The organism is Kitasatospora sp. NPDC018619 (assembly GCF_044391605.1).
Classification (GTDB): Bacteria; Actinomycetota; Actinomycetes; order Streptomycetales; family Streptomycetaceae; genus Kitasatospora.
In genome coordinates this window covers 18,078-41,922 of sequence record NZ_JBISAI010000034.1, presented here as the reverse complement: position 1 = coordinate 41,922, position 23,845 = coordinate 18,078, and the positions used below count along the sequence as shown (strand labels likewise).

18 protein-coding genes are annotated in these 23,845 nt (G+C 75.6%); 5 read left to right on the top strand and 13 right to left on the bottom strand.

Annotated features, from left to right (window positions below; all coding sequences use genetic code 11):
• Positions 1 to 472: 472 nt before the first annotated feature.
• Both ACH5AR_RS32680 and ACH5AR_RS32675 read left to right on the top strand, forming a co-directional pair.
• Positions 473 to 1,339 carry a hypothetical protein gene (locus ACH5AR_RS32680; RefSeq protein WP_396305166.1) on the top strand — a complete coding sequence of 289 codons (867 nt, stop codon included), beginning with the start codon at positions 473 to 475 and terminating at the stop codon, positions 1,337 to 1,339.
• Between the two features lie 268 nt (positions 1,340 to 1,607).
• On the top strand, positions 1,608 to 2,366 hold the full coding sequence (locus ACH5AR_RS32675; RefSeq protein WP_396305148.1) for a hypothetical protein: 759 nt from the start codon (positions 1,608 to 1,610) through the stop codon (positions 2,364 to 2,366).
• A gap of 143 nt (positions 2,367 to 2,509) precedes the next feature.
• Here ACH5AR_RS32675 and der read toward each other — a convergent pair whose 3' ends face one another.
• The 3 genes from der to ACH5AR_RS32660 form a co-directional block, all read right to left on the bottom strand.
• Positions 2,510 to 3,961 carry a ribosome biogenesis GTPase Der gene (gene der, locus ACH5AR_RS32670; RefSeq protein ID WP_396305147.1) on the bottom strand — a complete coding sequence of 484 codons (1,452 nt, stop codon included), beginning with the start codon at positions 3,959 to 3,961 and terminating at the stop codon, positions 2,510 to 2,512.
• Positions 3,962 to 4,204: 243 nt separating this feature from the next.
• On the bottom strand, positions 4,205 to 4,918 hold the full coding sequence (gene cmk, locus ACH5AR_RS32665) for a (d)CMP kinase (protein WP_396305146.1): 714 nt from the start codon (positions 4,916 to 4,918) through the stop codon (positions 4,205 to 4,207).
• A gap of 178 nt (positions 4,919 to 5,096) precedes the next feature.
• Positions 5,097 to 6,182, bottom strand: coding sequence for a prephenate dehydrogenase (locus ACH5AR_RS32660; RefSeq protein WP_396305145.1), 1,086 nt, complete (start codon positions 6,180 to 6,182; stop codon positions 5,097 to 5,099).
• Positions 6,183 to 6,540: 358 nt separating this feature from the next.
• Here ACH5AR_RS32660 and ACH5AR_RS32655 point away from each other — a divergent pair, with 358 nt between their 5' ends.
• From ACH5AR_RS32655 to ACH5AR_RS32645, 3 genes are all read left to right on the top strand, one after another.
• Positions 6,541 to 8,814, top strand: a complete 2,274-nt coding sequence (locus tag ACH5AR_RS32655) for a DUF4139 domain-containing protein (protein WP_396305144.1) — start codon at positions 6,541 to 6,543, stop codon at positions 8,812 to 8,814.
• Between the two features lie 3 nt (positions 8,815 to 8,817).
• Positions 8,818 to 10,365 (top strand): mucoidy inhibitor MuiA family protein, encoded by a 1,548-nt coding sequence (locus ACH5AR_RS32650; RefSeq protein WP_396305143.1) that lies wholly within the window; start codon positions 8,818 to 8,820, stop codon positions 10,363 to 10,365.
• A gap of 86 nt (positions 10,366 to 10,451) precedes the next feature.
• On the top strand, positions 10,452 to 10,814 hold the full coding sequence (locus tag ACH5AR_RS32645; protein ID WP_396305142.1) for a DUF952 domain-containing protein: 363 nt from the start codon (positions 10,452 to 10,454) through the stop codon (positions 10,812 to 10,814).
• Positions 10,815 to 10,838: 24 nt separating this feature from the next.
• Here ACH5AR_RS32645 and ACH5AR_RS32640 read toward each other — a convergent pair whose 3' ends face one another.
• The 10 genes from ACH5AR_RS32640 to ACH5AR_RS32595 form a co-directional block, all read right to left on the bottom strand.
• Positions 10,839 to 11,846 carry a helix-turn-helix domain-containing protein gene (locus ACH5AR_RS32640; RefSeq protein WP_396305141.1) on the bottom strand — a complete coding sequence of 336 codons (1,008 nt, stop codon included), beginning with the start codon at positions 11,844 to 11,846 and terminating at the stop codon, positions 10,839 to 10,841.
• 310 nt (positions 11,847 to 12,156) lie between these two features.
• Positions 12,157 to 13,395 (bottom strand): pseudouridine synthase, encoded by a 1,239-nt coding sequence (locus ACH5AR_RS32635; RefSeq protein ID WP_396305140.1) that lies wholly within the window; start codon positions 13,393 to 13,395, stop codon positions 12,157 to 12,159.
• Between the two features lie 62 nt (positions 13,396 to 13,457).
• Positions 13,458 to 14,288 carry an SMC-Scp complex subunit ScpB gene (gene scpB, locus ACH5AR_RS32630; protein WP_396305139.1) on the bottom strand — a complete coding sequence of 277 codons (831 nt, stop codon included), beginning with the start codon at positions 14,286 to 14,288 and terminating at the stop codon, positions 13,458 to 13,460.
• Positions 14,285 to 15,223: a segregation and condensation protein A gene (locus ACH5AR_RS32625; protein WP_396305138.1), complete on the bottom strand. Its 939-nt coding sequence runs from the start codon at positions 15,221 to 15,223 to the stop codon at positions 14,285 to 14,287. The genes scpB and ACH5AR_RS32625 overlap by 4 nt, the downstream gene beginning before the upstream one ends.
• A gap of 356 nt (positions 15,224 to 15,579) precedes the next feature.
• Positions 15,580 to 16,152, bottom strand: coding sequence for a hypothetical protein (locus ACH5AR_RS32620; protein WP_396305137.1), 573 nt, complete (start codon positions 16,150 to 16,152; stop codon positions 15,580 to 15,582).
• A 41-nt stretch (positions 16,153 to 16,193) separates the two neighbouring features.
• Positions 16,194 to 17,261 carry a ParA family protein gene (locus ACH5AR_RS32615; protein ID WP_369808367.1) on the bottom strand — a complete coding sequence of 356 codons (1,068 nt, stop codon included), beginning with the start codon at positions 17,259 to 17,261 and terminating at the stop codon, positions 16,194 to 16,196.
• A 447-nt stretch (positions 17,262 to 17,708) separates the two neighbouring features.
• Positions 17,709 to 18,824: an alanine dehydrogenase gene (gene ald / locus ACH5AR_RS32610; protein ID WP_396305136.1), complete on the bottom strand. Its 1,116-nt coding sequence runs from the start codon at positions 18,822 to 18,824 to the stop codon at positions 17,709 to 17,711.
• Positions 18,825 to 19,085: 261 nt separating this feature from the next.
• A complete protein-coding gene (locus ACH5AR_RS32605) occupies positions 19,086 to 21,179 on the bottom strand; it encodes an AAA family ATPase (protein ID WP_396305135.1) in 2,094 nt (697 codons plus the stop codon).
• A gap of 215 nt (positions 21,180 to 21,394) precedes the next feature.
• Positions 21,395 to 22,042, bottom strand: coding sequence for an NUDIX domain-containing protein (locus ACH5AR_RS32600; protein WP_396305134.1), 648 nt, complete (start codon positions 22,040 to 22,042; stop codon positions 21,395 to 21,397).
• 95 nt (positions 22,043 to 22,137) lie between these two features.
• A complete protein-coding gene (locus ACH5AR_RS32595) occupies positions 22,138 to 23,817 on the bottom strand; it encodes a CTP synthase (RefSeq protein WP_396305133.1) in 1,680 nt (559 codons plus the stop codon).
• Positions 23,818 to 23,845: the final 28 nt, after the last annotated feature.

Here is a 23,845-nt window from a genome sequence, read left to right as displayed (position 1 = left end):
CGCTCGCCGGCGACCTGTTCGAGCGATCGCGTCGGCGGGCACCTGCCGCGCCCGGCGGACCGGGGGGCTGTGCGTCGGGGGTGAGCCCGGGTGGCGCTCGTTGCGCCGACCAAGAAGCTACGAGCCGGTCGCCCGGGAAACCAAAACCTTGGGGGTCTGCCCAGCTCAGCCCGGGGTTACCAGCGGTAACGACCAAGGAATCATGTCCGGAATGTCCGATTTAACCGTCGATTCCTAGATCAAACATCCGAAACCCGTGACTCACCTCACTCATGGATTCCGGCAGTCCCGGCACCGACTTCGACAGATTGCGACCAGGAGAACACGGGGTGCGGTCGGATCCGAGGCAATTCCCGTCAGCCTCGACGGGCACCCGTGACGCCTGACACAAGGGCCCGTTGGGCATGGCGACCTCTCCGTGTCCGCCCCCGAACGCCACCCGCACCCATCCGAGGAGACCCCCGTGCCGCGCATGCTCGACGTCAGCGACGAGGTCCGGTCCGAGATCGGCGACGACGAGGCCGACCGCCTGCTAGGCGGCGACCGCGCCCCCGACAGCTACGAGTGCACCTCCTGCCGGACCCCCGGCGACACGCACGTGGAGCCCACCAGCACCGTGCTGTTCGTCGGCGATGAGACCGCCGTCCTCGCCTTCGCGCACGCCCGCTGCATCCCCTCCCAGGTCGTCCCGGTCTCCGAGGAGCAGCTGGCGGGCGCCGTCCGCAGCATCAGCCAGTCCCAGCCGGGCACCCCGCCCTCCTCCACCGTGCCGGACGCCCCCCTGCCGGGGGTCCCCGCACCGGGCGCCCCCGCACCGGCCCAGGCGGCGCCCGCCGCGCCCTCCCCGACCCCCCAGCCCGCCCCCGGCCAGGCCGCCATCCTCGGCATCACCTGCGGCCTGGTCCTGCACGGCAAGGTCGGGCACGCCTCGCTGGTGGTCGAGCCGACCGGGCCGGTCGGCCGCCCCGGCTCCACCTCGGGCGAGGACGAGTTCCTCGACCTGCTCCAGGACGCCGGCTTCCAGCCCGTCACCGACCTGGACGAGACCCCGGAGCAGCTGCCCGGCTGGTCCGTCCTGGTCGCGATGGGCAAGCTGCACGCGATCCTCCAGCCCGCCGCGGCCGGCGGCAGCACCGGCTGGTGGCAGGCGCACCAGCCGCTCCAGGTCACCGACGCCTGGCGGATGGCGGCGAGCCAGCTCTCCGAGGTGACGATGTACGCCGTACCGGCCGGGATGGTCGGCCGGCAGCCGCGCGAGGACCTGCTGCGCCAGGCGCTGGAACGGGCGGTGGCCCTGGGCCAGGTGGTCGCCGCCTCCCTCCCGCTCGCCGGGACCTGATCCGCCTGCGCCCCCGGACCCGCCGGGCGGCGGCCGCCCACCCCCACGGCCGCCGTCCGGCGGACGCGTTCCGCCGCGCCCACCCCATCCCGTGCGCCCCTCGGCGCCCCCCGGCGCCCCGCACGCCCGAGCCGACGCCCGGACGCCCGAGCCCGCCCCGCGCATCCGCCGCACCCCGGCGCACCCACCCCCTCCGCACCCCGGCGCGTGGAGGCGCCCACGCACCCGCGGCCCGCATCCCCCGCCCCTCTCACTCGTTGGCCCCTACGTGTACAGCTACGACGTCTCCGCGTCCCCCGGCCGGTCCGCCACCGCCTCGCGCTCGATCCCGGGCATGCGCCCCTCGTACGACGCCGAGCACCCGCACTCCGCGACGCCGATCTACGACGAGCTGTACTCCGAGTACCGGCGCCTCTTCCGCGCCCTGCCCGGCGACCGCACCGGCGAGGAGGACCTGGCGTTCACCGGCTTCGCCGTCCGCGACGGCTACCCGGTGCTCGGCGAGCAGCGCTCGTACCCGCCGCAGCAGCAGGCCTTCCACACCTTCGGGGGCCAGGTGCCGGGCCTCCCCCAGTTCATGCCGGGCTCCCAGCAGCACGGCTCCGGCCACGGCGCCGCCCCGCAGCACGGTCACACCGGCCACCACGCCGGCGCCCACCCCGCTCCTCACCCGGGCAACCACACGGGCAGTCACACCGGAAGCCACCCCGACGGCGGCCGGACCGCGAACCCCGGCACCGGCCGCCACCACGCCATCCCCCGCCCCGCCACCGAGGGCACCGGCCCCGTGCCCCCGGCCCGCGCCCAGGAGCAGGCCTCCCCCCAGTTCACCAACGGCCAGGGGTGGGTCGCGGCCGGCTACCTGGGCGCCGCCCCGCTGCCGGTCCCCGCGCCCGCCCCGCCGGCGCCGCCCGCGCCCGCCCCGGTGATGGGGACGGCCACCGGTCTCGCCCCCGCCCCGTCCACCGGCGGCCGCCACCGCCAGATGCTCTCCCTCCCCCCGGGCCCCACCGTCGACCACCGCTGACGCCCGCCCCGCAGCACGGCCCCGCACCCCACCCCCCGAAACGCCGGAGGGCCCGGCCGGCACACGCCGGAGGGCCCCGCCACCACCGTGGCGAGGCCCTCCGGCCGTCGGGTCGGCGGTAACCGACCCGACGCTCTCCCTTACTACTTCTTCTTGCGCTTCTCCCGGACCCGCACCGAGATCGAGATCGGCGTCCCCACGAACCCGAACTCCTCACGCAGCCGGCGCTCGATGAAGCGCCGGTAGCCGGCCTCCAGGAAGCCCGAGGCGAACAGCACGAAGCGCGGCGGCCGGGTGCCCGCCTGGGTGCCGAACAGGATGCGCGGCTGCTTGCCGCCGCGGATCGGGTGCGGGTGGGCGGCGACCAGCTCACCGAGGAAGGCGTTCAGGCGCGCGGTCGGGATGCGGGTCTCCCAGCCCTCCAGCGCGGTCTCGATCGCCGGGACGAGCTTCTCCATGTGCCGCCCGGTCTTGGCCGAGACGTTGACGCGCGGGGCCCACTGCACCTGGACGAGGTCGCGCTCGATCTCGCGCTCCAGGTAGTAGCGGCGCTCCTCGTCCAGCTGGTCCCACTTGTTGTAGGCGACGACGACGGCGCGCCCGGCCTCGACGGCCATCGAGATGATCCGGGTGTCCTGCTCCGCGAGGGTCTCGCTGGCGTCGATCAGGACGACCGCGACCTCGGCCTTCTCCAGCGCGGCGGAGGTGCGCAGCGAGGCGTAGAAGTCGGCGCCGGCGGTCAGGTGGACCCGGCGGCGGATGCCGGCGGTGTCCACGAACTTCCAGGTCTTGCCGCCGAGCTCGATCATCTCGTCGACCGGGTCGCGGGTGGTGCCGGCCAGCTCGTTGACGACGACGCGCTCCTCGCCGGCGACCTTGTTCAGCAGGCTGGACTTGCCGACGTTGGGCCGGCCGATCAGCGCGATCCGGCGCGGGCCGCCGGGGGCGGCGTCGCCGAAGGTCTGCGGCGGGGCCTCGGGCAGCGCGGCCATGACGGCGTCCAGCAGGTCGCCGGAGCCGCGGCCGTGCAGGGCCGAGACGGGGTAGGGCTCGCCCAGGCCCAGCGACCACAGGTAGGCGGCCTCGGCCTCGGTGGAGGGGCCGTCGACCTTGTTGGCGCACAGGACGGTCGGCTTGCCCGCCCGGCGGATGATCTTGATCAGGGCCTCGTCGGTGTCGGTGGCGCCGACCTTGGCGTCCACCACGAACAGCACCGCGTCGGCCTGCTCGATGCCCAGCTCTGCCTGGGCGGCCACCATGGCGTCGATGCCGAGGACGTCGATCTCCCAGCCGCCGGTGTCGACGACCTTGAAGCGGCGGCCGTTCCAGCTGGCCTCGTAGGTGACCCGGTCGCGGGTGACGCCCGGCTTGTCCTCGACGACGGCCTCGCGGCGGCCGATGATGCGGTTCACCAGGGTCGACTTGCCGACGTTCGGGCGGCCGACCACGGCCAGCACCGGCAGTCGGACGTGCTCGGCGCCGTCCTCGGCGTCGAGGTCGAGGTCGATGCCCTCCTCGGCGGCGAGGGCCATGAACTCGGCGTAGTCGGCGGCGTCCAGCCCGCCGAGATCGGCGGCGGAGTGCTCTGCGGTCATGTTCGTCTGTTCCGTTTCCCGGCCCGGCCCTTCCCAGGGGCGTGCCGTGCGTACCTGCCCCGTTCGGGGCAGCGCGATGGTTGTTTCCGCGGCGCCTCGGCGGCCCGCGGTTCACTCGTTGTGGCCCGAGCTCGTCGGACCGAGGAGCTCCGGCCGCTCCGGTTCGGGGCCGGTCCCACGCGGACCGTTCCCGCGCGGACCGGTCCGCTCCGGCCGGCCGCACCCGCGACCGGCGTCGGCCGGTCAGACCGAGGACAGTCCGGCCCGCTCCTCCACCAGTCCGGCGATCCGGTCGATCACCTGCTCCAGGGTGAGGGCGCTGGTGTCCACCAGGACGGCGTCCGCGGCCTGGACCAGCGGGGCCGTCTTCCGGGAGGAGTCGGCGGCGTCGCGGCGGGCGAGGTCGGCGGCCATCGCGGTGATGGTCGCCTCGTCGACGCCCTTGGCGCGCAGCTCGGCGGCCCGGCGCGCGGCCCGGGCCTCCTCGGAGGCGGTCAGGAAGACCTTGACGGTGGCGCCCGGGAACACCACCGTCCCCATGTCCCGGCCCTCGGCGACGATGCCGCGCTCGGCGACCTCGGCGCAGCCGCGCTGGAGCTCCACCAGCCGGGACCGTACGGCCGGCACCGCGGACACGGCGCTGACCTTGGCGGTCACCTCGGGGCCGCGGATCGGGCCGGACACGTCCTGGCCGTCCACCGTGATGGTGGGGCCGTCCGCGTCGGTGCCCGAGACGATCACCGGCTTGCCGCAGGCGACGGCCACCGCCTCCGCGTCGTCCACGTCGACGTCGTTGGCCAGCATCCACCAGGTCATCGCCCGGTACATGGCGCCGGTGTCCAGGAAGCTCAGCCCCAGCCGGGCGGCGACCGCCCGCGAGACGGTCGACTTGCCGGAGCCGGAGGGTCCGTCGATGGCGACGACGACCGGGGCGTGCGCTCGGTCGGCAGTGTCCACGGGCGAACCTCTCTCTGAGCATGGGAGCCGGAGCCTGGGAGGCGGACGGCCGGGATTGTCTCCCTCAAGGTTAATGGACCGCCGCCGTGACCGGCTCCGCCGCCCGCCCCACCCCGCGCCGGCCGCCCGTCCGTCCTGCAGAACCCGACCGGCCCCGACCGGCCCGGCCGCCCGCCCGTCAGTCCCGCACGCTCCAGCCGCTCGACCGCAGCGCCCTGGTCAGCCCCTTCACCGCCGCCGGCGCCACCGACAGCTGGACGAAGCCGACCTGCTGCCCGGTCGAGTGCTCGATGACGACGTCCTCGATGTTGACCCCGGCGTCGCCGACCTCCCCGAACAGCCGGCCCAGCTCGCCCGGCTGGTCGCCCAGCACCACGGCCACCGTCTCGTACCGGGTCGGCGGCGCACCGTGCTTGCCGGGGATCCGGGCCTGGCCGGTGTTGCCGCGGCGCATGACCGCCTCGATCCCGGCAGCGCCGGCCCGCCGCTCGCTCTCCTCGGCGGCCTCCAGGGCGCGCAGCGCGGTGACCGTCTCGTCGAGGTCGCGGGCGACCCCCTCCAGGACGTCGGCGACCGCTCCCGCGTTGGCGGAGAGGATGTCGACCCACATGCCGGGGTTGGAGGCGGCGATCCTGGTGACGTCGCGCACGCCCTGGCCGGAGAGCCTTATGGCGGTGTCGTCGGCGTTCTCCAGCCGGGCCGCCACCAGTGAGGAGACCAGCTGGGGGGCGTGCGAGACCAGGGCCACCGCCCGGTCGTGCTCGGCGGCGTCCATCACGATCGGCACCGCGCCGCAGAGCGCGACCAGCTCCAGCGCGGCGTTGAGGGTCTCGGTGTCGGTGTCCGCGGTCGGGGTGAGCACCCAGGGGCGGCCCTCGAAGATGTCGGCGCGGGCGGCCAGCGGGCCGGAGCGCTCGCGACCGGCCATCGGGTGGCTGCCGATGTAGTGGACGGTGTCGCAGCCGAGCTCGGCGACCTCGCTGCCCGGGCCGGCCTTCACACTGGCGACGTCGGTGTACCAGTGCGCCAGGTTGCGGCGCTGGCAGTCGGCCAGCACCTTGCCGACCAGCGCGGGCGGCACCGCGATGATCGCCAGGTCCACCGGGCCGTCGACCGGGTCGGTGGTGCCCGCCCCGAGCGACTCGGCGGTGCGGGCCGCGTCCGGGTCGGCGTCCTCCAGGTGGACGGTCAGCCCGCGAGCGGTCAGCGCGAGCGCGGCGGAGGTGCCGATCAGTCCGGTGCCGACGACGACGGCAGTGCGCATGGCGGGTCGCTCTCCTCATCACGATTCTCGGTCACGAATCTCGACAGGTGCCGGGACCGTCCGGGAGCACCCGCGCCCCATCCTCCCTCATCCGCCCGGCCGAAGTCCCCACCGTCCGCCCGGCAACCGCGGCGGCCGCCCCGGCAGCTTCCGGGCCCGGCAACCGCGGCGGGCCCGCCCCCGTCCCACACAGTGCACACGCCGCAGCCGGAAAACCTGCGACGCCCGCCCCGAGCCGGGCAGACTGGCCGCCGGGGCACGGGCGCCACGAAGCAGGCGCCACGAAGCGGGCGCCACGAGGCGAGCGCCACCAGACGAGCGCCGCGCGGCGGGCGACACGCGAACGAAGGGGTTGCGCATGGACGATCAGCACCACGGCCCGGGCGGGCCGTCGAAACCGCCGGCCGTACCGGCCCACCCGTCGGTCCTCGACTCCGTCGTGGTGTACGCCGAGGGCGCGGTGTGCCGCCGCCGGGCCACCGTCCCCCTCCCGCCCGGCGGCCGGCTGCGGCTGACCGGCCTGCCCGCCGCCGTGGACGGCCGCTCGCTGCGCGCCCGGGTGCTCGCCGGGCCGGCCGGCACCGCCGTCACCGAGGCCCGGCTGGAGCTGCTCGCCGAACTCCGCGAGCCGGACGAACTCCCGGGCCTGCAACGGGCCCTGGACGAGGCCGCCGAACGGTGCGGCGCGCTCGCCGAGCGCCTGCGGCTGGTCGAGGCGGCCGTCGCCGAGACCGCCGCGCTGCGCCCCGTCCCGCCGCGGCGCCGCCGCGACGAGCCGCTGCGCCGCACCCCCGCCGACGCCTGGCTGGAGCTCGCGGACTTCGTCGAGGCCCGGCTGTCCCGGCTCCAGCAGCGCGCCGAGGAGCTCACCCGGGAGCTGGAACTGGCCGACCACGAGCGCGCCCTGGCCGCCGACCGGCTGGAGCGGGCGTCCACCGCCGAACGGGCCGAGCCCGTCGGCACCGGCACCACCGCCCTTCTCACCCTCGGCACCGACGGCACCGACGGCACCGCACCAGCCGCCGACGCCGCCACCCCGACCACCGGCACCGCCGCACCCACCACCGACACCGCCACCCCGGCCGACGGCCACCCCGTCCTGGAGCTGGAGCTGGAACTGGAGTACGGCGTCCCCGCCGCCCGCTGGGTCCCCGCTTACCGGCTGTCCTACCGCACCGGCTCCGACACCGCCGACCTGGTCCTGCGCGCCGCCGTCGCCCAACGCACCGGCGAGGACTGGACGGGCGTGCGCCTCGCCCTGTCCACCGCCGACCTCGACCGCCGCACCGACCTGCCCCGGCTCGCCTCGCTGCGGATCGGCCGCAGCCAGCCCGCCCCGCCGCCCTCCGGCTGGCGCGAGCCCCCGGCGGGCCTGAACGACCTCTTCTCCGGCTACGACGCGGCCGGCGCCGACCGCCCCGCCCCGCGGCCCCACCCGTACGCCCCGGCCGCCGCGGCGGGCCCCGTGCGCGCCGCCCGGGTCGGCGGCGTCCGTCCGGGCGGCCCCCGGGCCGAGGCCTTCGCGGCCGAGGAGCACTTCGCCCCCGCCGCGCCGGGCCCGTACGGCGGCGGCCTGCTGAACGCCGACCAGCCGATGCCCGCACCCCCGGGCGCCCCCGCCGCCCCGGGCGCCGCCGCCCCGGGTGCCCCGGCCGGCTTCGCCGGGTACGGCGGCCCGCCGCTCCCGCCCCCCGTCGCCGCCGCGCCCGCGCCGTCCCAGGCCAAGCGCGGCCTCCCGGCCACGGAGGCCCAGCGCCACCCCGCCCCGCCCCCGCCGCCCGGCCTCGCCCCGGACGCCTCCCTGCTCGACTACCCCGACCTCGTCCTGGCCGGCCCCGAGGAGCCCGCCGACCGCCGCGGCACCCTGCGCCCCCGCCTTCACCACACCCACCAGCCCGGCTACCAGGCCCTGACGGCACCCGGCACCGACGGCACGACCCGGCTGCGCACCCTCGCCCTCCCCCGGCACGCCGTCCCGCCCCGCGAGTCGGCCGGCTCCTTCGACCACCGCTTCGACGCCGCCGCCCCCGCCGACGTCCCGTCCGACGGCACCTGGCACACCGTCACCGTCGGCGGGATCCCGCTCACCGTCGCCCCCGAGTACGTCACCGTCCCCGCCGTCGAGGAGAAGGTGTACGCGACGCTGGTGCTCGCCAACCGCACCGACCAGGCCGTTCTGGCCGGCCCGGCCGAGGTCACCGTGGACGGCGAGTTCCTGCTCACCGCCGCCCTGCCCACGCTGGCGCCCGGCGGCACCCGGCGGCTGGGCATCGGCGTCGCCGAGAGCATCGAGGTGGCGCGCCGCACCGAACTGCACGAGTCCACCACCGGCGTGCTGAAGGGCAACAGCACCGTCCTGGACCACCGGGTGCACGTCCGGCTGGCGAACCGGCTCGCACGCGCCGTCACGGTGGAGGTCCGCGAACGGGTGCCGGTCGCCTCCGACGCCGAGATCCGGATCGAGGAGCGGGCCGACTGGCACGCCCCGGCCGTCCCGGCCCCGGACTGCCCGCCCAGCACCCGGCTCTGGCGCGTCGACCTGCCGCCGGGCGGACGCACCGAGCTGGCCGGCGGCTACCTGATCAGGATCCCGGCCGGCAAGGCCGTCGTCGGCGGAAACCGGAGGAACTGAGCGATGACCGTCGAAGCCCTTCCCCTCCCCGTCACCGCCGTGACCTGCCTGGAGGACCGCGCCCACGTCGAGCGCAGCACGACGGTCGGGCTGGCCGCGGGCGTGCAGCGGCTGCGCCTCGGCCCGCTCACCGCCCTCGCCGTCGACCGCACCCTGCGCGCCGAGTCCGGCACCGACGGCGTCCGGGTGCTGGACGCCCGGCTGGTGCGCGGCTGGGCCCCGCGCGCCCCGCTGCCGCCCGGCCCGGACGACTCCGAGCTGCGCCACCGGCTGCACCGGCTGGACGCCGAGACCCGCCTGGCCGAGCAGGCCAGGGCCCGGTTGGAGGCCCGGCTGGCACTGCTCGCCCGGCTCTCCGCCGACCTGCTGCGCGAGATCGGCGAGGGCGCCGGCCTCGGCGAGCTGGAGCCCGACCGCTGGGCCCGGGAGCTCGGCCGGGTGGACGCCGAGCGCGAGCGCTACGGCGAGGAGCTGCGCACCGCCCACTCCCGGCTGCGCCGCCTGGAGCAGGAGCGCTCACAGGCCGTGGCCGCCCTGGAGGAGGCCGAGGAGGACCCGGCCGAGCTGACCGCCCACCTGGAGCTCACCGTCGAGGCGGCCCGGCCCGGCCCCGCCGAGCTGACCGTCTCCCACCTGGTGCCCTGCGCGCTGTGGCGCCCCTCCTACCGGGCGGTCCTGGACGGCGGCGAGCTGCGCCTGGAGTCGGAGGCGGTGGTCTGGCAGCGCACCGGCGAGGACTGGGCGGGTGCCCGGCTCACCTTCTCCACCGCCCGCTCCGCCCTCGCCACCGCCCCGCCGGCCGTCGTCGAGGACCGCCTGGTGCTGCGCGAGCGCACCGACGAGGAGCGCCGCACGGTCGAGGTCGAGCTGCGCGAGGAGGCGGTCGCCGCCCTGGGCCCGGCCTCCGGGGTGCCGGGCGTGGACGACGGCGGCGAGGTCCGGGTGCTGCCCGCCCCCGCCCCGGCGACCGTGCCCTGCGACGGCCGTGCGCACCGGGTGCCGCTGGGCGCCTTCACCGCCCCGGCGGACAGCGAGTACGCCTGCGCCCCGGAGCTGTCCCCGCTGGTCACCCAGGTGGTCCGGTTCCGCAACGCGGCCGGGCACCCGCTGCTGTCCGGCCCGGTCGAGCTGGTCCGGGGCAGCGGCTTCACCGGCCGCGGCGAGCTGCGCTTCACCGCCGCCGGGGCCGAGGCGGAGCTGTCCTTCGGCAGCTCGGACGACTACCGGGTGGTCCGGGAGGCCGAGGAGCGCCGGGCGACGGCCGGCCTCACCGGCCGCCAGACCACCACCCGGACGGTCCGGCTGCACCTGTCCCGCTTCTCCGGCCCGGAGGAGCTCGACGAGCGGACCGTCACGGTGCGCGAGCGGGTGCCGGTCTCCGAGGTGTCGGCGGTCGAGGTCCGGCTGCGCAAGGAGGACTGCTCCCCGGCGCCGGACTCCTTCGACGCCGAGGGCATCGTCCGCTGGGACGTGCCGCTCGCCCCGGGCGCCCGGCGCACCGTCACCCTGGTGTACGAGGTGTCGGCCTCCGCCAAGGTGGCCGGGCTCTGACCGCCGCGGGCGGCCGTCGGCGGACACCGCCGTGCCGGTGACGGCCGCTCAGGACCGATCCGCAGACAACGGGTAGAAAGGGAAGCATGATCCTCCACCTTGCCCCCCTGGACGACTGGCTGGCGGACCCCGGCCGCCCGTACGCCACCGCCTCGCTGCTCACCGACGGGTTCATCCACTGCTCGGCGGACGAGCGGACGGCGCTCGCGGTGGCCAACGCGTTCTTCACCGACACCCCCGACCCGCTGATGGTGCTGCTGATCGAGGAGTCGCTGGTGGAGCCGATGGTGAAGTGGGAGGCCGCGCACGGCGCCCCGCCGCCCGGGGCCACGCCGGGCGTGCTGTTCCCGCACATCTACGGGCGGCTGAACCGCACCGCCGTCGTCGGCCTGCAGAAGGTCGAGCGCGGGCCGGACGGCCGCTGGGCCTCCCTCAGCCCCTGGAGCTGACCGGCCCTCCTCGGACAGGCGCCTCTAGAGCCACCCCCGCTCCCGGGCCGCCATGCCGGCCTGGAAGCGGGTGGTGGCGCCCAGCGAGCGCATCAGGCTCTGGAGCCGGCGCTGGGTGGTGCGGGCGCTCCAGCCGAGCGACCGCGCGATCGACTCGTCGGTGAGCCCGGCCGCCAGCAGGCCGAGCAGCTTGCGGTGGTCGGCCTCCGGCTCCGGCCCGGCGCCGTCCCCGTCGACCGCCGCCTGGAGCCGGACGGCCCGCTCCCACTCCGCCTCGAACAGCGTGTCCAGCGCCTGGAGCAGCGCCGAGGGGTGGATCACGTACGCGGCGTCCAGCACGCTGTCCCCGACGCTGATCGGGATGATCGCCATCCGGTCGTCCGAGATGATCATCTTCATCGGCAGCGACGGCCGCACCCGCGCCTCCTCACCGTCCGCGACGCCGACCAGGATGTTCTTCTCCAGCCGCCCCGGCCAGGCCACCGCCTCCCGGTCGTAGACCGTCCGGAACTTCACGCCCTCGCGCAGCCGCCGCCGCTGCAGGGGCATCGGCGCGACCGGGTCCTGGATGTACGGCGGACGGTCGAAGCCGCGCACCTGGTACTGGCTGGTCTCGGTGATGTGCTCCAGGCGCTGGGCGATCGCCTCGCCGCCGGTCAGCACCTCCACCGAGTGCGCCGGGTCGGTGTACCGCGAGGCCTCCCGGAAGGCGTCCATCAGCCGGTGCATCTCGGCCCGGGCGTAGCGCAGCTCCGACTCCCGGTGGCCGATCAGGGTGCCGATCGCGACGTCCGGGGGGACGGGCAGGTAGCGGTGCCGGTCCACCGGCGCCCGGGTCGCCATGCCCTGCTGCGCCAACCGGTCCAGCGCGCGCACGCTCTGCTGGAACGTCAGCCCGCAGCTCTCCGCCAGCTCCTCCGCCGTGGACTGCGGGCTGGCCACCAGCGCCGCGTAGACCTGCCCGTCCGGCTCCGCCAGCCCCAGCGCGCCGAGGGCCTGCCCGCCGGCCCGTCCCAGTGCTGCATCGGACACGACGCCTCTCCCCCTGCTCGCCCGTTCCCGCTTGGCCGTTCCGTCGGCCGCCCCCGCCCCGACCGCGCCGCCGTGCTGGCGCGGTCCCGCCACGCGGCGGGGTGGCGCTCCGGTGGCCATCCTCGGCCACGGATCATGGCGCTGACAAGGCCGTGACCAGCGGTTGCGTCCCGGCTCACACGCCCCGTCCGGAATGCGGACATCCGCGGACGCGGCTCCGGGCCGCGCCGGGGAACGCCGGAGCCCCCGGCCGCGTGGCGTGCGGACGGGGGCTCCGGCTGGACGGTGCTCCGGCTCGGCGGGGCGGACCCTACAGGCCGACCTCGCGCATCAGCTGGCCGACCTCCGGGTTGGTCAGGCGGCGCAGCCAGCCCGACTTCTGGTCGCCCAGGGCGATCGGGCCGAAGTGGGTGCGCACCAGCTTCTCGACCGGGAAGCCGGCCTCGGCCAGCATCCGGCGGACGATGTGCTTGCGGCCCTCGTGCAGGGTCACCTCGACCAGGTAGTTCTTGCCGACGTTGGAGACCACCTTGAAGCTGTCGGCACGGGCGTAGCCGTCCTCCAGCTCCACGCCCTGGGCCAGCTGCTTGCCCAGGTCGCGCGGGATCGGGCCCTGGATCGCGGCCAGGTAGGTCTTGGTCACGCCGTAGCGCGGGTGGGTGAGGCGGTGGGCCAGCTCGCCGTGGTTGGTGAGCAGGATGATGCCCTCGGTCTCGGTGTCCAGGCGGCCGACGTGGAACAGCCGGGTCTCCCGGTTGGTCACGTAGTCGCCCAGGCACTGGCGGCCGTCCGGGTCCTCCATGGTGGAGACCACGCCGGCCGGCTTGTTCAGCGCGAAGAACAGGTAGGACTGGGTGGCGACGGTCAGGCCGTCCACCTTGATCTCGTCCTTCTGCGGGTCGACCCGCTTGCCCTGCTCGGTGACGCGCTTGCCGTTGACCTCGACCCGGCCCTGCTCGATCAGCTCCTCGCAGGCGCGGCGGCTGCCGACGCCGGCCCGGGCCAGCACCTTCTGGAGGCGCTCGCCCTCGGGCTCGCCGAAGGTCTTGGGCAGCTTGACGGCCGGCTTGTCGTGCCGGGCGAGGACGGCGTCCTCGATCTTGGCCTGGAGCTCGCGGGAGCGCTGCGGCTGGCGCCGCGGGTCGCCCGGGGCGCCCTGGCCCTCCCGGCGCGGGCGCGGGGCCGGGCCGGGGCGCCGGCCGGCGTAGCCGCCGCGGGCGGGGGTGGCGTTGGGGCCGCCGCCGTACTCGGGGCGGTCGTACTTGCGCTCCTCGGGCCGCAGCGGGCGGTCCGGGTAGCGGCGGTCGTCGCGCCGGTCGTCACGGCCGACGGAGCCGCCGCGCGAGCCGCCGTCACGCCCGTAGGAGCCGCCGCGCGAGCCCGAACCCGAGCCGCCGCGGCCGCCGCCGTACGAACCCCCGCGCGCGCCCGAGCCGCCGCGGGCGCTGCCGCTGCCGCCGCCGTAGGAGCCGCCGCCCCGGCCCCCGCCCTGTCCGCCGCGACCGCTTCCGCCGCCGCTGCTGTTCCTGCCGTTGCCACTGCTACGCATCAAAGTGTCCGTACGTCGTTCCGTCTGGGATGTGCGGTCGTTTCGGCCGACCTCACCGCCCCCTACCGATCCGGCCCGGCCCGACCGGCCTCGCCACTGCCGTCCGCGGCCTGCGCGGCAGCGGCGGCGACCGCCTCCGCGATCATCGTGCCCTCCAGGGACTCCGCTTCCACGTCGTCGACCTCGGGCAGGAAGGGAGCGAGCTCCGGCAGCTCGTCCAGGCCGCGGAGCCCCATCCGTTCCAGGAAGTAGTTCGTCGTCCGATACAGGATCGCACCTGTTTCGGGCTCGGATCCGGCCTCTTCCACCAGTCCTCGCTGTACCAGGGTACGCATCACGCCGTCACAGTTCACACCGCGGACGGCGGAAACCCGCGATCTGGACACCGGCTGCCGGTAGGCGACCACCGCCAGGGTCTCCAGCGCGGCCTGGCTGAGCCGGGCCTGCCGGCCGTCCAGGAGGAAGCGGTCGACGGCCTCGGAGCAGGCGTCCCGGCTGTAGAACCGCCAGCCGCCGGCCACCAGCCGCAGGTCGAAGCCGCGGCCCTGGGCGGTGTACTCGGCGGACAGCTCGCGCAGCGCCGCGGCCACCTCGGCCCGCGGCCGCTCCAGCGCCCCGGCCAGCCGCTCCTCCGCCACCGGCTCGTCGGCGACCATCAGGACGGCCTCCAGCCCGGCCCGCAGCCCGGCGTCCGCACGTCTCCCGGTGGCCGGGGCCGGCTGCTGCGGCACGACCCGCCCCTCCGCGGGCTGAACGCCCTCGGCGGGCCCCGCGGGCTCCGGCGGATCCGGCAGCAGCGCGAAGGCCGGCTCCAGCCACTCCTCGGTCCGCGGCCGCCCCGGCAGCCCCAGGGGGCGCCGCACCGGCCGCCCGCCCTCGTTCCCGCCGCTCATCGCCGCCCGCCCTCCTCGGCCCCGCCGGCTCCGTCAACCCCGTCAATCCCGTCAACCCCACCGACCGAACCGGCCCCACCGGCCGAACCGGCCTCGCCCGCCGGCCGGTCGAACTCGTCCGTCACCTCGACGGCGCCCCGGCCCTCCCCGGCCACCCAGCGCACCCGCAGCTCGCCCAGCGCCTCCGGCTGCTCGAAGGCGAGCACCTGCTCCCGGTACAGCTCCAGCAGCGCCAGGAAGCGGGCCACCACGACCAGGTCGTCCGGCGCGTCCTCGACCAGCCGCTGGAAGGACGCCTCGCCCAGTTCGGTGAGCAGGGCCACCACCAGCGCGGCCTGCTCGCGCACGCTCACCGGCGGGGTGTGGATGTGGTCCACCGCCACGACCGGCGCGGGCCGGGGCTCCATCGCCCTGGCCGCCAGCTCGGCGAGCCGCTGCGGCCCGATGCCGAGGACGACCTCCGGCAGCAGCTCCGCGTGCCGGGGCTCCAGGGCGGCCGTCCGGGGCCGGCGCAGCAGCTCGGCCGCCCAGCGCTCGCCGAACACGGCCGCCGCCCGCTTGTACGCCCGGTACTGCAGCAGCCGGGCGAACAGCAGGTCGCGGGCCTCCAGCAGGGCGAGGTCGGCCTCGTCCTCGACCTCCGCCACCGGCAGCAGCCGGGCCGCCTTGAGGTCGAGCAGGGTGGCGGCCACCACCAGGAACTCGGTCGTCGCGTCCAGGTCCCAGTCCGGGCCCATCGCCCGGATGTGCGCCAGGAAGTCGTCCGTCACGGTGGCCAGCGCCACCTCGGTGACGTCCATCCGGTGCCGCGCGATCAGGCCGAGCAGCAGGTCGAAGGGGCCTTCGAAGTTGTCCAGCCGTACCCGGAAGCCGCCCCGCGACTCGTCCTCGGTCGCGCTCTCGGCGGTGCTGGCTGGTTCGGTGGTCCTGGGCATGACGGTCCATCTTCACCCGGGGCCGCCTCCGGGCCCGCCCCGGGGCCGCCCGACACGCCGCCCGCGCCGCACCCCGCGCTCCGCCCGGCACTCCCGGGCCCCCGCTGTGGACCGGCCCCCGCCGGGCGCCCACGGGCCCGTACGGCGCCTCGGCGCACCCGGTACGGCCTCCCGGCCCCTCTCGGGCCCCTTCCGGCCGCCCTGCCGCCGTGTCGCCCGTCTCGGCCTGTCGTCCCGTCTCGGCCTGTCGCCCTGTCTCGGCCTGCCGCCGTCTCGCCCGCCCGCGGCCTCCCCACGCCGGGCCGGCGCCCCCCTCGACGCCCGGCGCTCGACCGCCGGCCGCCCGTGCGCGGGCCTCAGCGGCCGCGCAGCCGCCGCACCAGGATCGAGGCCTCGCCGCGCTGTTCGAGGTCCGCCAGGACGACCGCGATGGCCTCCCGGACGATCCGCCCGCGGTCCACGGCCAGGCCGTGCTCGCCGCGCAGCACCAGCCGGGTGTGTTCGAGGTCCATGAGCTCCTCGGCGGACACGTACACCGTGATCTTCTCGTCGTGCCGCTCGCGCCCGCTCGGCCGGCGCGGGGCGCGGCCGCGCGGGCGGGCCCGGCCGCCGGCACCGGCCTGCTCCTCGGCGGCGCCCTGGTGCGCCCGGCCCGCCGGCGCGGCTGCGGGGCCCCGGCCGGCCGTGGCGGTACCCGTGGCCGCGCCGGCGGGCCCGGCGGCCGCACCGGACCGCTGGACGGGCGGCTGCGCGGGCGCCGGCACCGTGGCGGCCGCCTGCTGCTCCGGCGTCAGCTGCCGGTCGTCCTGGTCGCCCTGGACGGACTCGGCGCCCTCGGCGCCGTCCGGTCGGCCGTTGACGGCCCGCGCGGTCTCCGGTCTGGATGCCTCGGCGGCCGGACGCGGCGCGAGGGACGGCGACAGCGCCATCCCCCCCGTGGTCCGGAACAGCTCGTCGGCACCCGGGAGACTCACTCGGCGGGGCGGCACCGGTCGAGCACCTCCCTGGCGAGCTGGCGGTAGGCGGCGGCACCGACCGAGTTGGTCGCGTACGTCGTGATGGGCTCGCCGGCGACGGTGGTCTCCGGGAAGCGCACGGTCCGCCCGATGACGGTGTGGAAGACGTGCTCGCCGAACGCCTCGACGACCCGCGCCAGCACCTCGCGGCTGTGCACGGTGCGCGAGTCGTACATGGTGGCCAGGATGCCGTCCAGGCGCAGGTCGGGGTTGAGCCGCTCGCACACCTTCTCGATGGTCTCGGTCAGCAGCGCGACCCCGCGCAGCGCGAAGAACTCGCACTCCAGCGGGACGATCACGCTGTGAGCGGCCGTCAGGGCGTTGACCGTCAGCAGGCCCAGCGAGGGCTGGCAGTCGATGATGACGTAGTCGTAGTCCGGCAGCAGCGGCTTCAGGGCGCGCGCCAGCGCGGACTCCCGGGCCACCTCGCTGACCAGCTGCACCTCGGCCGCGGAGAGGTCGATGTTGGAGGGCAGCAGGTCCATCCCCGGGACGGCCGTCTTCAGCAGCACCTCGTCGGCCGTCAGGCCCCGCTCCATGAGCAGGTTGTAGACGGTGACGTCGAGCTCCATCGGGTTGACGCCGAGGCCGACCGAGAGGGCGCCCTGCGGGTCGAAGTCGACGAGCAGCACCCGGCGGCCGTACTCGGCCAGCGCCGCGCCCAGGTTGATGGTCGACGTGGTCTTGCCGACGCCGCCCTTCTGGTTGCACATGGCGATGATCTGGGCGGGGCCGTGCTCGGCCACCGGCGCGGGGATCGGGAAGTACGGCAGCGGACGGCCGGTCGGGCCGACCCGCTCGCGGCGCTGGCGCGCGGCGTCGGGGGCCAGCGTGGCGGCGTACTCCGGGTCCGGCTCGTACTCGGCGTCCGGGTCGTCGTAGGCGCCGTAGGCGAACTCGCCGTAGGCCAGGCCGTAGGCCGCCAAGTCGGCGTCGTGATCGGTCACCGTGGTCACCTGTGCTGTGTTCTGGCGTGCTTCGAAAGTACGGAGTGCGACCGAGCCGACCTCGGCCGAGCCCACGGAGGGCTGCCGGGCCCCGGGCTCCTCACTCGGCTGGCCGGCGGTGAGCTCCGCCAGTCCTGGCTGACCACCCCCGGGAGCAATTGTCGACTCATTCACAAGTCGTCTTACCTCCTTGGGCATCCAGGACTCTATGTCGATTCGTCAGTGTGGCAGCATGCCGACGGTTTGCGACTCTAGGCCGTTCAAGGCGTTCGCAGCAACACAATCCACGGTAGTGGGCAGGATGTGTCGACTATCGAGCGGGCTCCTGTCAAGGGATGAGCGGGCCACTGGCCCCAACGTTTCTGCGGGCGGGTGACATGACCGGCGGACATTGACGACAGAGCGACCTACCCGGTGCGGCCGGGCGACTTGCCCGGCCCCCCGGCCGTTCGCGGGCACGGCGAAGCCCCCGGCCCGAAGGGATCGGATCGGGGGCGAACGACCGCCGGGCGGTCAGGGGGTTCAGGCGAGCACGCTCTCCAGGGAGACCGACTCCAGGCCGAAGGCCTCGGCCACGGCCGGGAAGGTGATCTGGCCCTCGTGCACGTTGAGGCCCTTGGCCAGCGCGGCGTCGCGGCGCAGCGCGTCCTTCCAGCCGCGGTTCGCCAGCTCCAGCACGTACGGCAGGGTGGCGTTGGTCAGCGCGTAGGTGGAGGTGTTCGGGACGGCGCCCGGCATGTTGGCCACGCAGTAGAAGACCGAGTTGTGGACCTTGAAGGTCGGGTCGTCGTGCGTGGTGGGGCGCGAGTCCTCGAAGCAGCCGCCCTGGTCGATGGCGATGTCGACCAGCACGGAGCCCGGCTTCATGCGGGAGACCAGCTCGTTGGTGACCAGCTTCGGGGCCTTGGCGCCCGGGATCAGCACGGCGCCGACGACCAGGTCCGCCTCCAGGACGGCCTTCTCCAGCTCGAAGGCGTTCGACACGATGGTCTTGACCTTGGTGCCGAAGATGCGGTCGGCCTCGCGCAGCTTGTTGATGTCGCGGTCCAGCAGGGTCACCTCGTAGCCCATGCCGACGGCGATGGTGGCGGCGTGCCAGCCGGAGACGCCACCGCCGATGACGACGGCCTTGGCCGGGTGGGTGCCGGGCACGCCGCCCGGCAGGGTGCCGCGGCCGCCGGCCGGACGCATCAGGTGGTACGAGCCGACCTGCGGGGCCAGGCGGCCCGCGACCTCGGACATCGGGGCGAGCAGCGGCAGCGCGCCGTTCGACTGCTGCACGGTCTCGTACGCGATGGCGGTGGTGCCCGAGGCGATCAGCGCGTCGGTGCCGGCGCGGTCGGCCGCCAGGTGGAGGTACGTGAAGAGGGTCTGCCCCTTGCGCAGCCGGTGGTACTCGGAGGCGATGGGCTCCTTGACCTTCAGCAGCAGGTCGGCGGTGGCCCACACCTCGTCGGCGGTGGGGAGGATGGTGGCGCCGGCGGCCACGTACTCCTCGTTCGGGATCGAGGAGCCGAGACCGGCGTTGTCCTCGATGTAGACCTCGTGTCCGTTGCGGACCAGCTCATGCACGCCGGCGGGCGTGATGGCCACGCGGTACTCGTGGTTCTTGACCTCGCGGGGGATGCCGACCTTCACGGCTAAACACGTCCTCTTGCCATGGGGGTCCCGACCGGAGAAGACCGGTGGGCGACGCGCACGTGGGGAAGCCTCCGGGGCAGCCCGGGGCAGGGATCGCTGCGCGACTGAGTTCGAGTGTAATGAAGCCCAGGCGGCGTGTCAGCCTTCCAAAGTGAATAATTTTCCCGCACACATTGGCAGGTTCGTAGGCTTCCCCTGCGACTTACCTGCCAAAGACGTTGCAACCGGGCATCTTCGACGGTACTCCGATAGTCCCCCTCACCACCCGGCGTCGACACGTTCCCGCAGGTCCGCGAGGGCGCTCCCGACGGCCTCGCGGCCCCGCTCGTCGCCCAGCCGGCGCAGCACCGCGAGGGCCGCGCGGTACTCCCGGTCCGCCTCCTCGAAGCGCCGCTGCGCGGTGTGCGCCTCGGCCACCCGGGCGAGCAGCCGGGCCTCGGCGGCGTGGTCCCCGAGCGCCTGCCGCAGGCCCAGCGCCCGGCCGTACCAGTCGGCGGCCCGGACGGCGTCGCCGAGCGCCCGGTGGCAGTTGGCCGCGCTCTCCAGGGCCCGGGCGCACAGCGGTTCGTCGTCGGCCGTCCGGGCGTGCTCCAGGGCGGCCCGGTAGTGGACGGCGGCCGGCTCCCAGCGGCCCGCCGAGGCCTGGAGGTCGCCCAAATTCAGCAGCGCGGCCGAGGCCCGGCGGGGCCGGCGGTTGCGCTCGGCGACGGTCAGCACCAGCTCGTGCAGCCGGTAGAGGTCGGTGGGGGCGGCGGCCCCGGTCAGCGGCAGCGTCCGCAGCAGCGCGGTGACCAGCCGCCCGGCCGAGCCGTCCAGGTCCCCCTGGCCGATCGCGTCGGCCACCGCGCCGAGCAGCAGCTCCCGCTCGCCCAGCAGCCACTCGCGGGCGTGCGCGGCCGAGCCCAGCCGCAGCGGGGCGGGCAGCGGCTCCGGGGCGGGGCCGGCCGCCGGGTCGAGCAGCGCGCGGGCCGACTCGGTGAGCCGGACCAGCCGCTCCAGCAGCCGGGCCCGGGCCAGCTCGGTCTCGGCGGGCCTGTCCTCCTGCTCCCGCAGCCGGACCAGCCGGGGGTAGAGCCGCCCGGGCACCCGGTAGCGCGGGGTGCCGTCGGCGGCCGGCGCCTCCTCGCCGAGCAGCTCCCGCTCGGCCAGCGCGGCCAGCGTCGCGGCCGCGTCCGGCACCGGGCAGCCGACCAGGGCGGAGGCGGTGCGCGGGTCGGCGGTCTGCGCCGGGGCCAGGGTGAGGGTGCGCAGCATCCGCGCCTGGGCGGCCGGCAGCCCGCGGTACAGCAGGGTGAAGGCGCCGAGCAGCGGGTCGTTGTCGGGGACGGGCACCGGCCCGGCCGGTTCGGGGCCGGGCTTCACCCAGGCCGCCGGGTCGCCGGCCGACTCGGCCGCCGCGGCCGCCCCCGGCGCCGCAGGGCCGCCGGCCCGGCCCCGGGCCGGCTTCCCCGCGTCCGGCTTCCCCGGGGGAGGCGTCCCCTCCTTCTTCTTCCCCGCCGCAGCCGCGGCGGCTGCGGCGGGGACGGCGGCTGCGGCGGGGGACCGCTCGGCGGCGGTCCCGGTGGCCGCCGTCTCCTCCCCCACCACCCGGTTGAGCTCGCGCGCCGCGTCCGTCACCGCGATCTTCGGGTCGCTCCGCAGCCACCCCGCCATCAGCCGCAGCGCGGCGGGCCGGGAGGCGCAGGCCTCGGCCAGGTCCGCCCCGCCGACCGGGTCGCAGGAGATCCGGGTGCCGCCGACCAGGTCGGCCAGCAGTTCCGCGGAGGCCTGCCGGTCCAGCCCGCCGAGGATCACCGGGTCGATGTCCTCGATCCCGGTGAGCGGCCCGGCCGTGGTGGCCAGCACCAGGCAGCCGGGCTCGTCGGCGAGCAGCGGCCACACCTGCCCGGCGTCCCGCACGTCGTCCAGCACGAGCAGCACCCGCAGCCCGGCGAGCGCCTCGCGCAGCGCCACGCAGCCGGGCTCGTCCCGCCCGTCCTCGCCGCCGCCGGGCAGCGGCACATCTCCCTGCGGGTCGAGCTGCTCCAGCAGCAGCCGGGCGGCCCGGGCGGGCGGCACCCGGCTGCCGTCCGGGGCGGACATCCGGACGAACAGCACGCCGTCCGGGTAGCCGGCGGCGACGGTGCGGGCGAAGCGCGCGGCCAGCGCGGTCCGTCCGGAGCCGGGGCGCCCGGCCAGCACCAGCACCGGGCAGCGCCCGCTCGCCGGGCGGGCGGCGGCCGCCCGCAGCGCGGCCAGTTCGGCCCGCCGCCCGACGAAGAGCGCGGGCCCGGCCGGGAGCCGCTCCAGGCCCGGGACGGCCCCGGCGGGCGCGCCGGGGCCGGGGTCCATCGTCGCCGTCTTCCTCGCCACCCGTGCCACTCCCGACGTCATCCCGCGCTCGGCATCCGACGCTCGGCATCCGGTGCCCAGCCTCCGGAGCTCAGCGGAGGCGGCCCGGGACGGGCGCCCTGTCTGCGAAGCGTAGTTCGACCGTCCGGCTCAGCCGAGGTGACATCCGGTCGTACGAATCGGCAAATCACCCCAACGACTCAACCGGGCGGCGGTCCGTCCCCCGGGCGGCCGACTCAGGCCTCGAAGGGGCGGGCCGGCCAGGGCGAGTCCGCCGGGCGCAGCGCGTCCAGCCCGTCCGGGCCGGCGAGCGCGGCGTGCACGGCGAGGGCGCCGGTGACGAGGGTCGGGTTGTGCAGCTTCCCGGCCTGGATCAGCCGGACCAGCTCCGGCACGGGCACCCAGGCGAGCTCGATCTCCTGCTCCTCGCCCTCGGCCGCGAAGCGCTCGCCGTCGGCGGGCGACAGGTCGGTGGCGAGGAACATCCGCAGCGCCTCGTCGGTGCCGCCCGGGGAGGTGTAGTAGTCGGCGAGGATCCGCCAGGTGCCGGCCTTGCAGTGGGCCTCCTCGTACAGCTCGCGCTGCGCGGCGCGCCACGGGTTCTCGCCGGGCACGTCGAGCAGGCCGGCCGGCAGCTCCCACAGCCGCTGGCGCACCGGGTGGCGGTACTGCCGCAGCACCAGCACCCGGTGCTCGTCGTCCAGCGCGAGCACCGAGACCGAGCCCGGGTGGGTCTGGTAGTCGCGCCGGGCCCAGCTGCCGTCGGGCATCCGGACCTCCTCGCTGCGGACCCCGGTGACCTTCCCCTGGAACGGGGTCCCGCTCGCCCGGACCTCCCACTCCTCGGCCACGTCGGCGATTTCCTGGCGGCTCTGCTCGTCCATCGCTCTCCCCTTTTCGTCAGTACGACACAATCTAACGCCGGACGGCGGCCCCGCGGGAACCGCGGAGCCGCCGTCCGGTGAACGACCTGGGAGGACTACTCGCCGGCCCCGGTCTTGATCTCGATGGCCGCCTTGACCAGGCCCGCGAAGAGCGGGTGCGGGCGGGTCGGGCGGGACTTCAGCTCCGGGTGGGCCTGGGTGGCCACCAGGTACGGGTGCACCTCGCGCGGGTACTCGACGTACTCGACCAGGTCGCCCTTGGGCGAGAGGCCGGAGAACTGGAGGCCGGTCTTCTCCAGGTCCGCGCGGTACGCGTTGTTGACCTCGTAGCGGTGGCGGTGGCGCTCCTCGACGTACTGCTCCCCGCCGTAGACCTCGCGGACGATCGAGCCCTCGGCGAGCTTGGCCGGGTACAGGCCCAGGCGCATGGTGCCGCCGAGGTCGCCCTTGCCGTCGACGATGGCCAGCTGCTCGGCCATCGTGGAGACGACCGGGTGCTTGGCGGCGGAGTCGAACTCGGTGGAGTTGGCCTCCGGCAGGCCGGCCAGGTTGCGGGCCGCCTCGATGACGACGCACTGCAGGCCCAGGCACAGGCCCAGCAGCGGGACCCGGTTCTCGCGGGCGTAGGTGATGGCGCCGACCTTGCCGTTGACGCCGCGGTCGCCGAAGCCGCCGGGGATGCAGATCGCGTCCACGTCGCCGAGCTGCTCCCGGGCGCCCTCGGGGGTCTCGCAGTCGTCGGAGGTGACCCACTTGATCTCGACCCGGGCGTTGTTGGCGAAGCCGCCGGCGCGCAGCGCCTCGGTCACCGACAGGTAGGCGTCCGGCAGGTCGATGTACTTGCCGACCAGGGCGACCTTGACGATGTGCTGCGGCTCGTGGACGCGGCGCAGCAGGTCGTCCCAGGTGGTCCAGTCGACGTCGCGGAACGGCAGGTCCAGGCGGCGCACCGCGTAGGCGTCCAGGCCCTCGCCGTGCAGCACCTTGGGGATGTCGTAGATCGACTTGGCGTCGATGGCCGCGACCACGGCCTCCTCGTCCACGTCGCACATCAGCGAGATCTTGCGCTTGATCGCCTGCGGGACCTCGCGGTCGGCGCGCAGCACGATCGCGTCGGGCTGGATGCCGATGTTGCGCAGCGCGGCGACGGAGTGCTGGGTGGGCTTGGTCTTCAGCTCGCCCGAGGGGCCGATGTACGGCAGCAGGGAGACGTGCACGAAGAACACGTTGTCCCGGCCGACCTCGTGGCGGACCTGGCGGACGGCCTCCAGGAACGGCAGCGACTCGATGTCGCCGACGGTGCCGCCGACCTCGGTGATCACCACGTCGACGTCCTCGGTCGCCATCCGGCGGATCCGGGCCTTGATCTCGTTGGTGATGTGCGGGATGACCTGGACGGTGTCGCCCAGGTACTCGCCGCGGCGCTCCTTGGCGATGACGGTCGAGTACACCTGGCCGGTGGTGACGTTCGCCGAGCCGTGCAGGTTGGTGTCCAGGAACCGCTCGTAGTGGCCGATGTCCAGGTCGGTCTCGGCGCCGTCGTCGGTGACGAACACCTCGCCGTGCTGGAACGGGTTCATGGTGCCCGGGTCCACGTTGAGGTACGGGTCGAGCTTCTGCATCGTCACGCGCAGGCCGCGGGCCTTGAGCAGCGCGCCCAGGCTGGAGGCGGTCAGCCCCTTGCCGAGCGAGGAGGCGACACCCCCGGTGACGAAGAGGTGCTTGGTCGTCACGGCGCGGCCGTTCGCTGCCTTGCCGGAATGGGGCTGTGCCAAGAGGGGGCTCCCGTGGGTCGCGTGTCGA

Bases quoted from the DNA above. Each gene is read 5' to 3' on its own strand.
- ACH5AR_RS32625 (WP_396305138.1), bottom strand. From the start codon at position 15,223: ATGCCCAGGACCACCGAACCAGCCAGCACCGCCGAGAGCGCGACCGAG.
- der (WP_396305147.1), bottom strand. From the start codon at position 3,961: ATGACCGCAGAGCACTCCGCCGCCGATCTCGGCGGGCTGGACGCCGCC.
- ACH5AR_RS32645 (WP_396305142.1), top strand. From the start codon at position 10,452: ATGATCCTCCACCTTGCCCCCCTGGACGACTGGCTGGCGGACCCCGGC.
- ACH5AR_RS32655 (WP_396305144.1), top strand. From the start codon at position 6,541: ATGGACGATCAGCACCACGGCCCGGGCGGGCCGTCGAAACCGCCGGCC.
- ACH5AR_RS32680 (WP_396305166.1), top strand. From the start codon at position 473: ATGCTCGACGTCAGCGACGAGGTCCGGTCCGAGATCGGCGACGACGAG.
- ACH5AR_RS32620 (WP_396305137.1), bottom strand. From the start codon at position 16,152: ATGGCGCTGTCGCCGTCCCTCGCGCCGCGTCCGGCCGCCGAGGCATCC.
- ACH5AR_RS32635 (WP_396305140.1), bottom strand. From the start codon at position 13,395: ATGCGTAGCAGTGGCAACGGCAGGAACAGCAGCGGCGGCGGAAGCGGT.
- scpB (WP_396305139.1), bottom strand. From the start codon at position 14,288: ATGAGCGGCGGGAACGAGGGCGGGCGGCCGGTGCGGCGCCCCCTGGGG.
- ACH5AR_RS32660 (WP_396305145.1), bottom strand. From the start codon at position 6,182: ATGCGCACTGCCGTCGTCGTCGGCACCGGACTGATCGGCACCTCCGCC.
- ACH5AR_RS32650 (WP_396305143.1), top strand. From the start codon at position 8,818: ATGACCGTCGAAGCCCTTCCCCTCCCCGTCACCGCCGTGACCTGCCTG.
- ACH5AR_RS32600 (WP_396305134.1), bottom strand. From the start codon at position 22,042: ATGGACGAGCAGAGCCGCCAGGAAATCGCCGACGTGGCCGAGGAGTGG.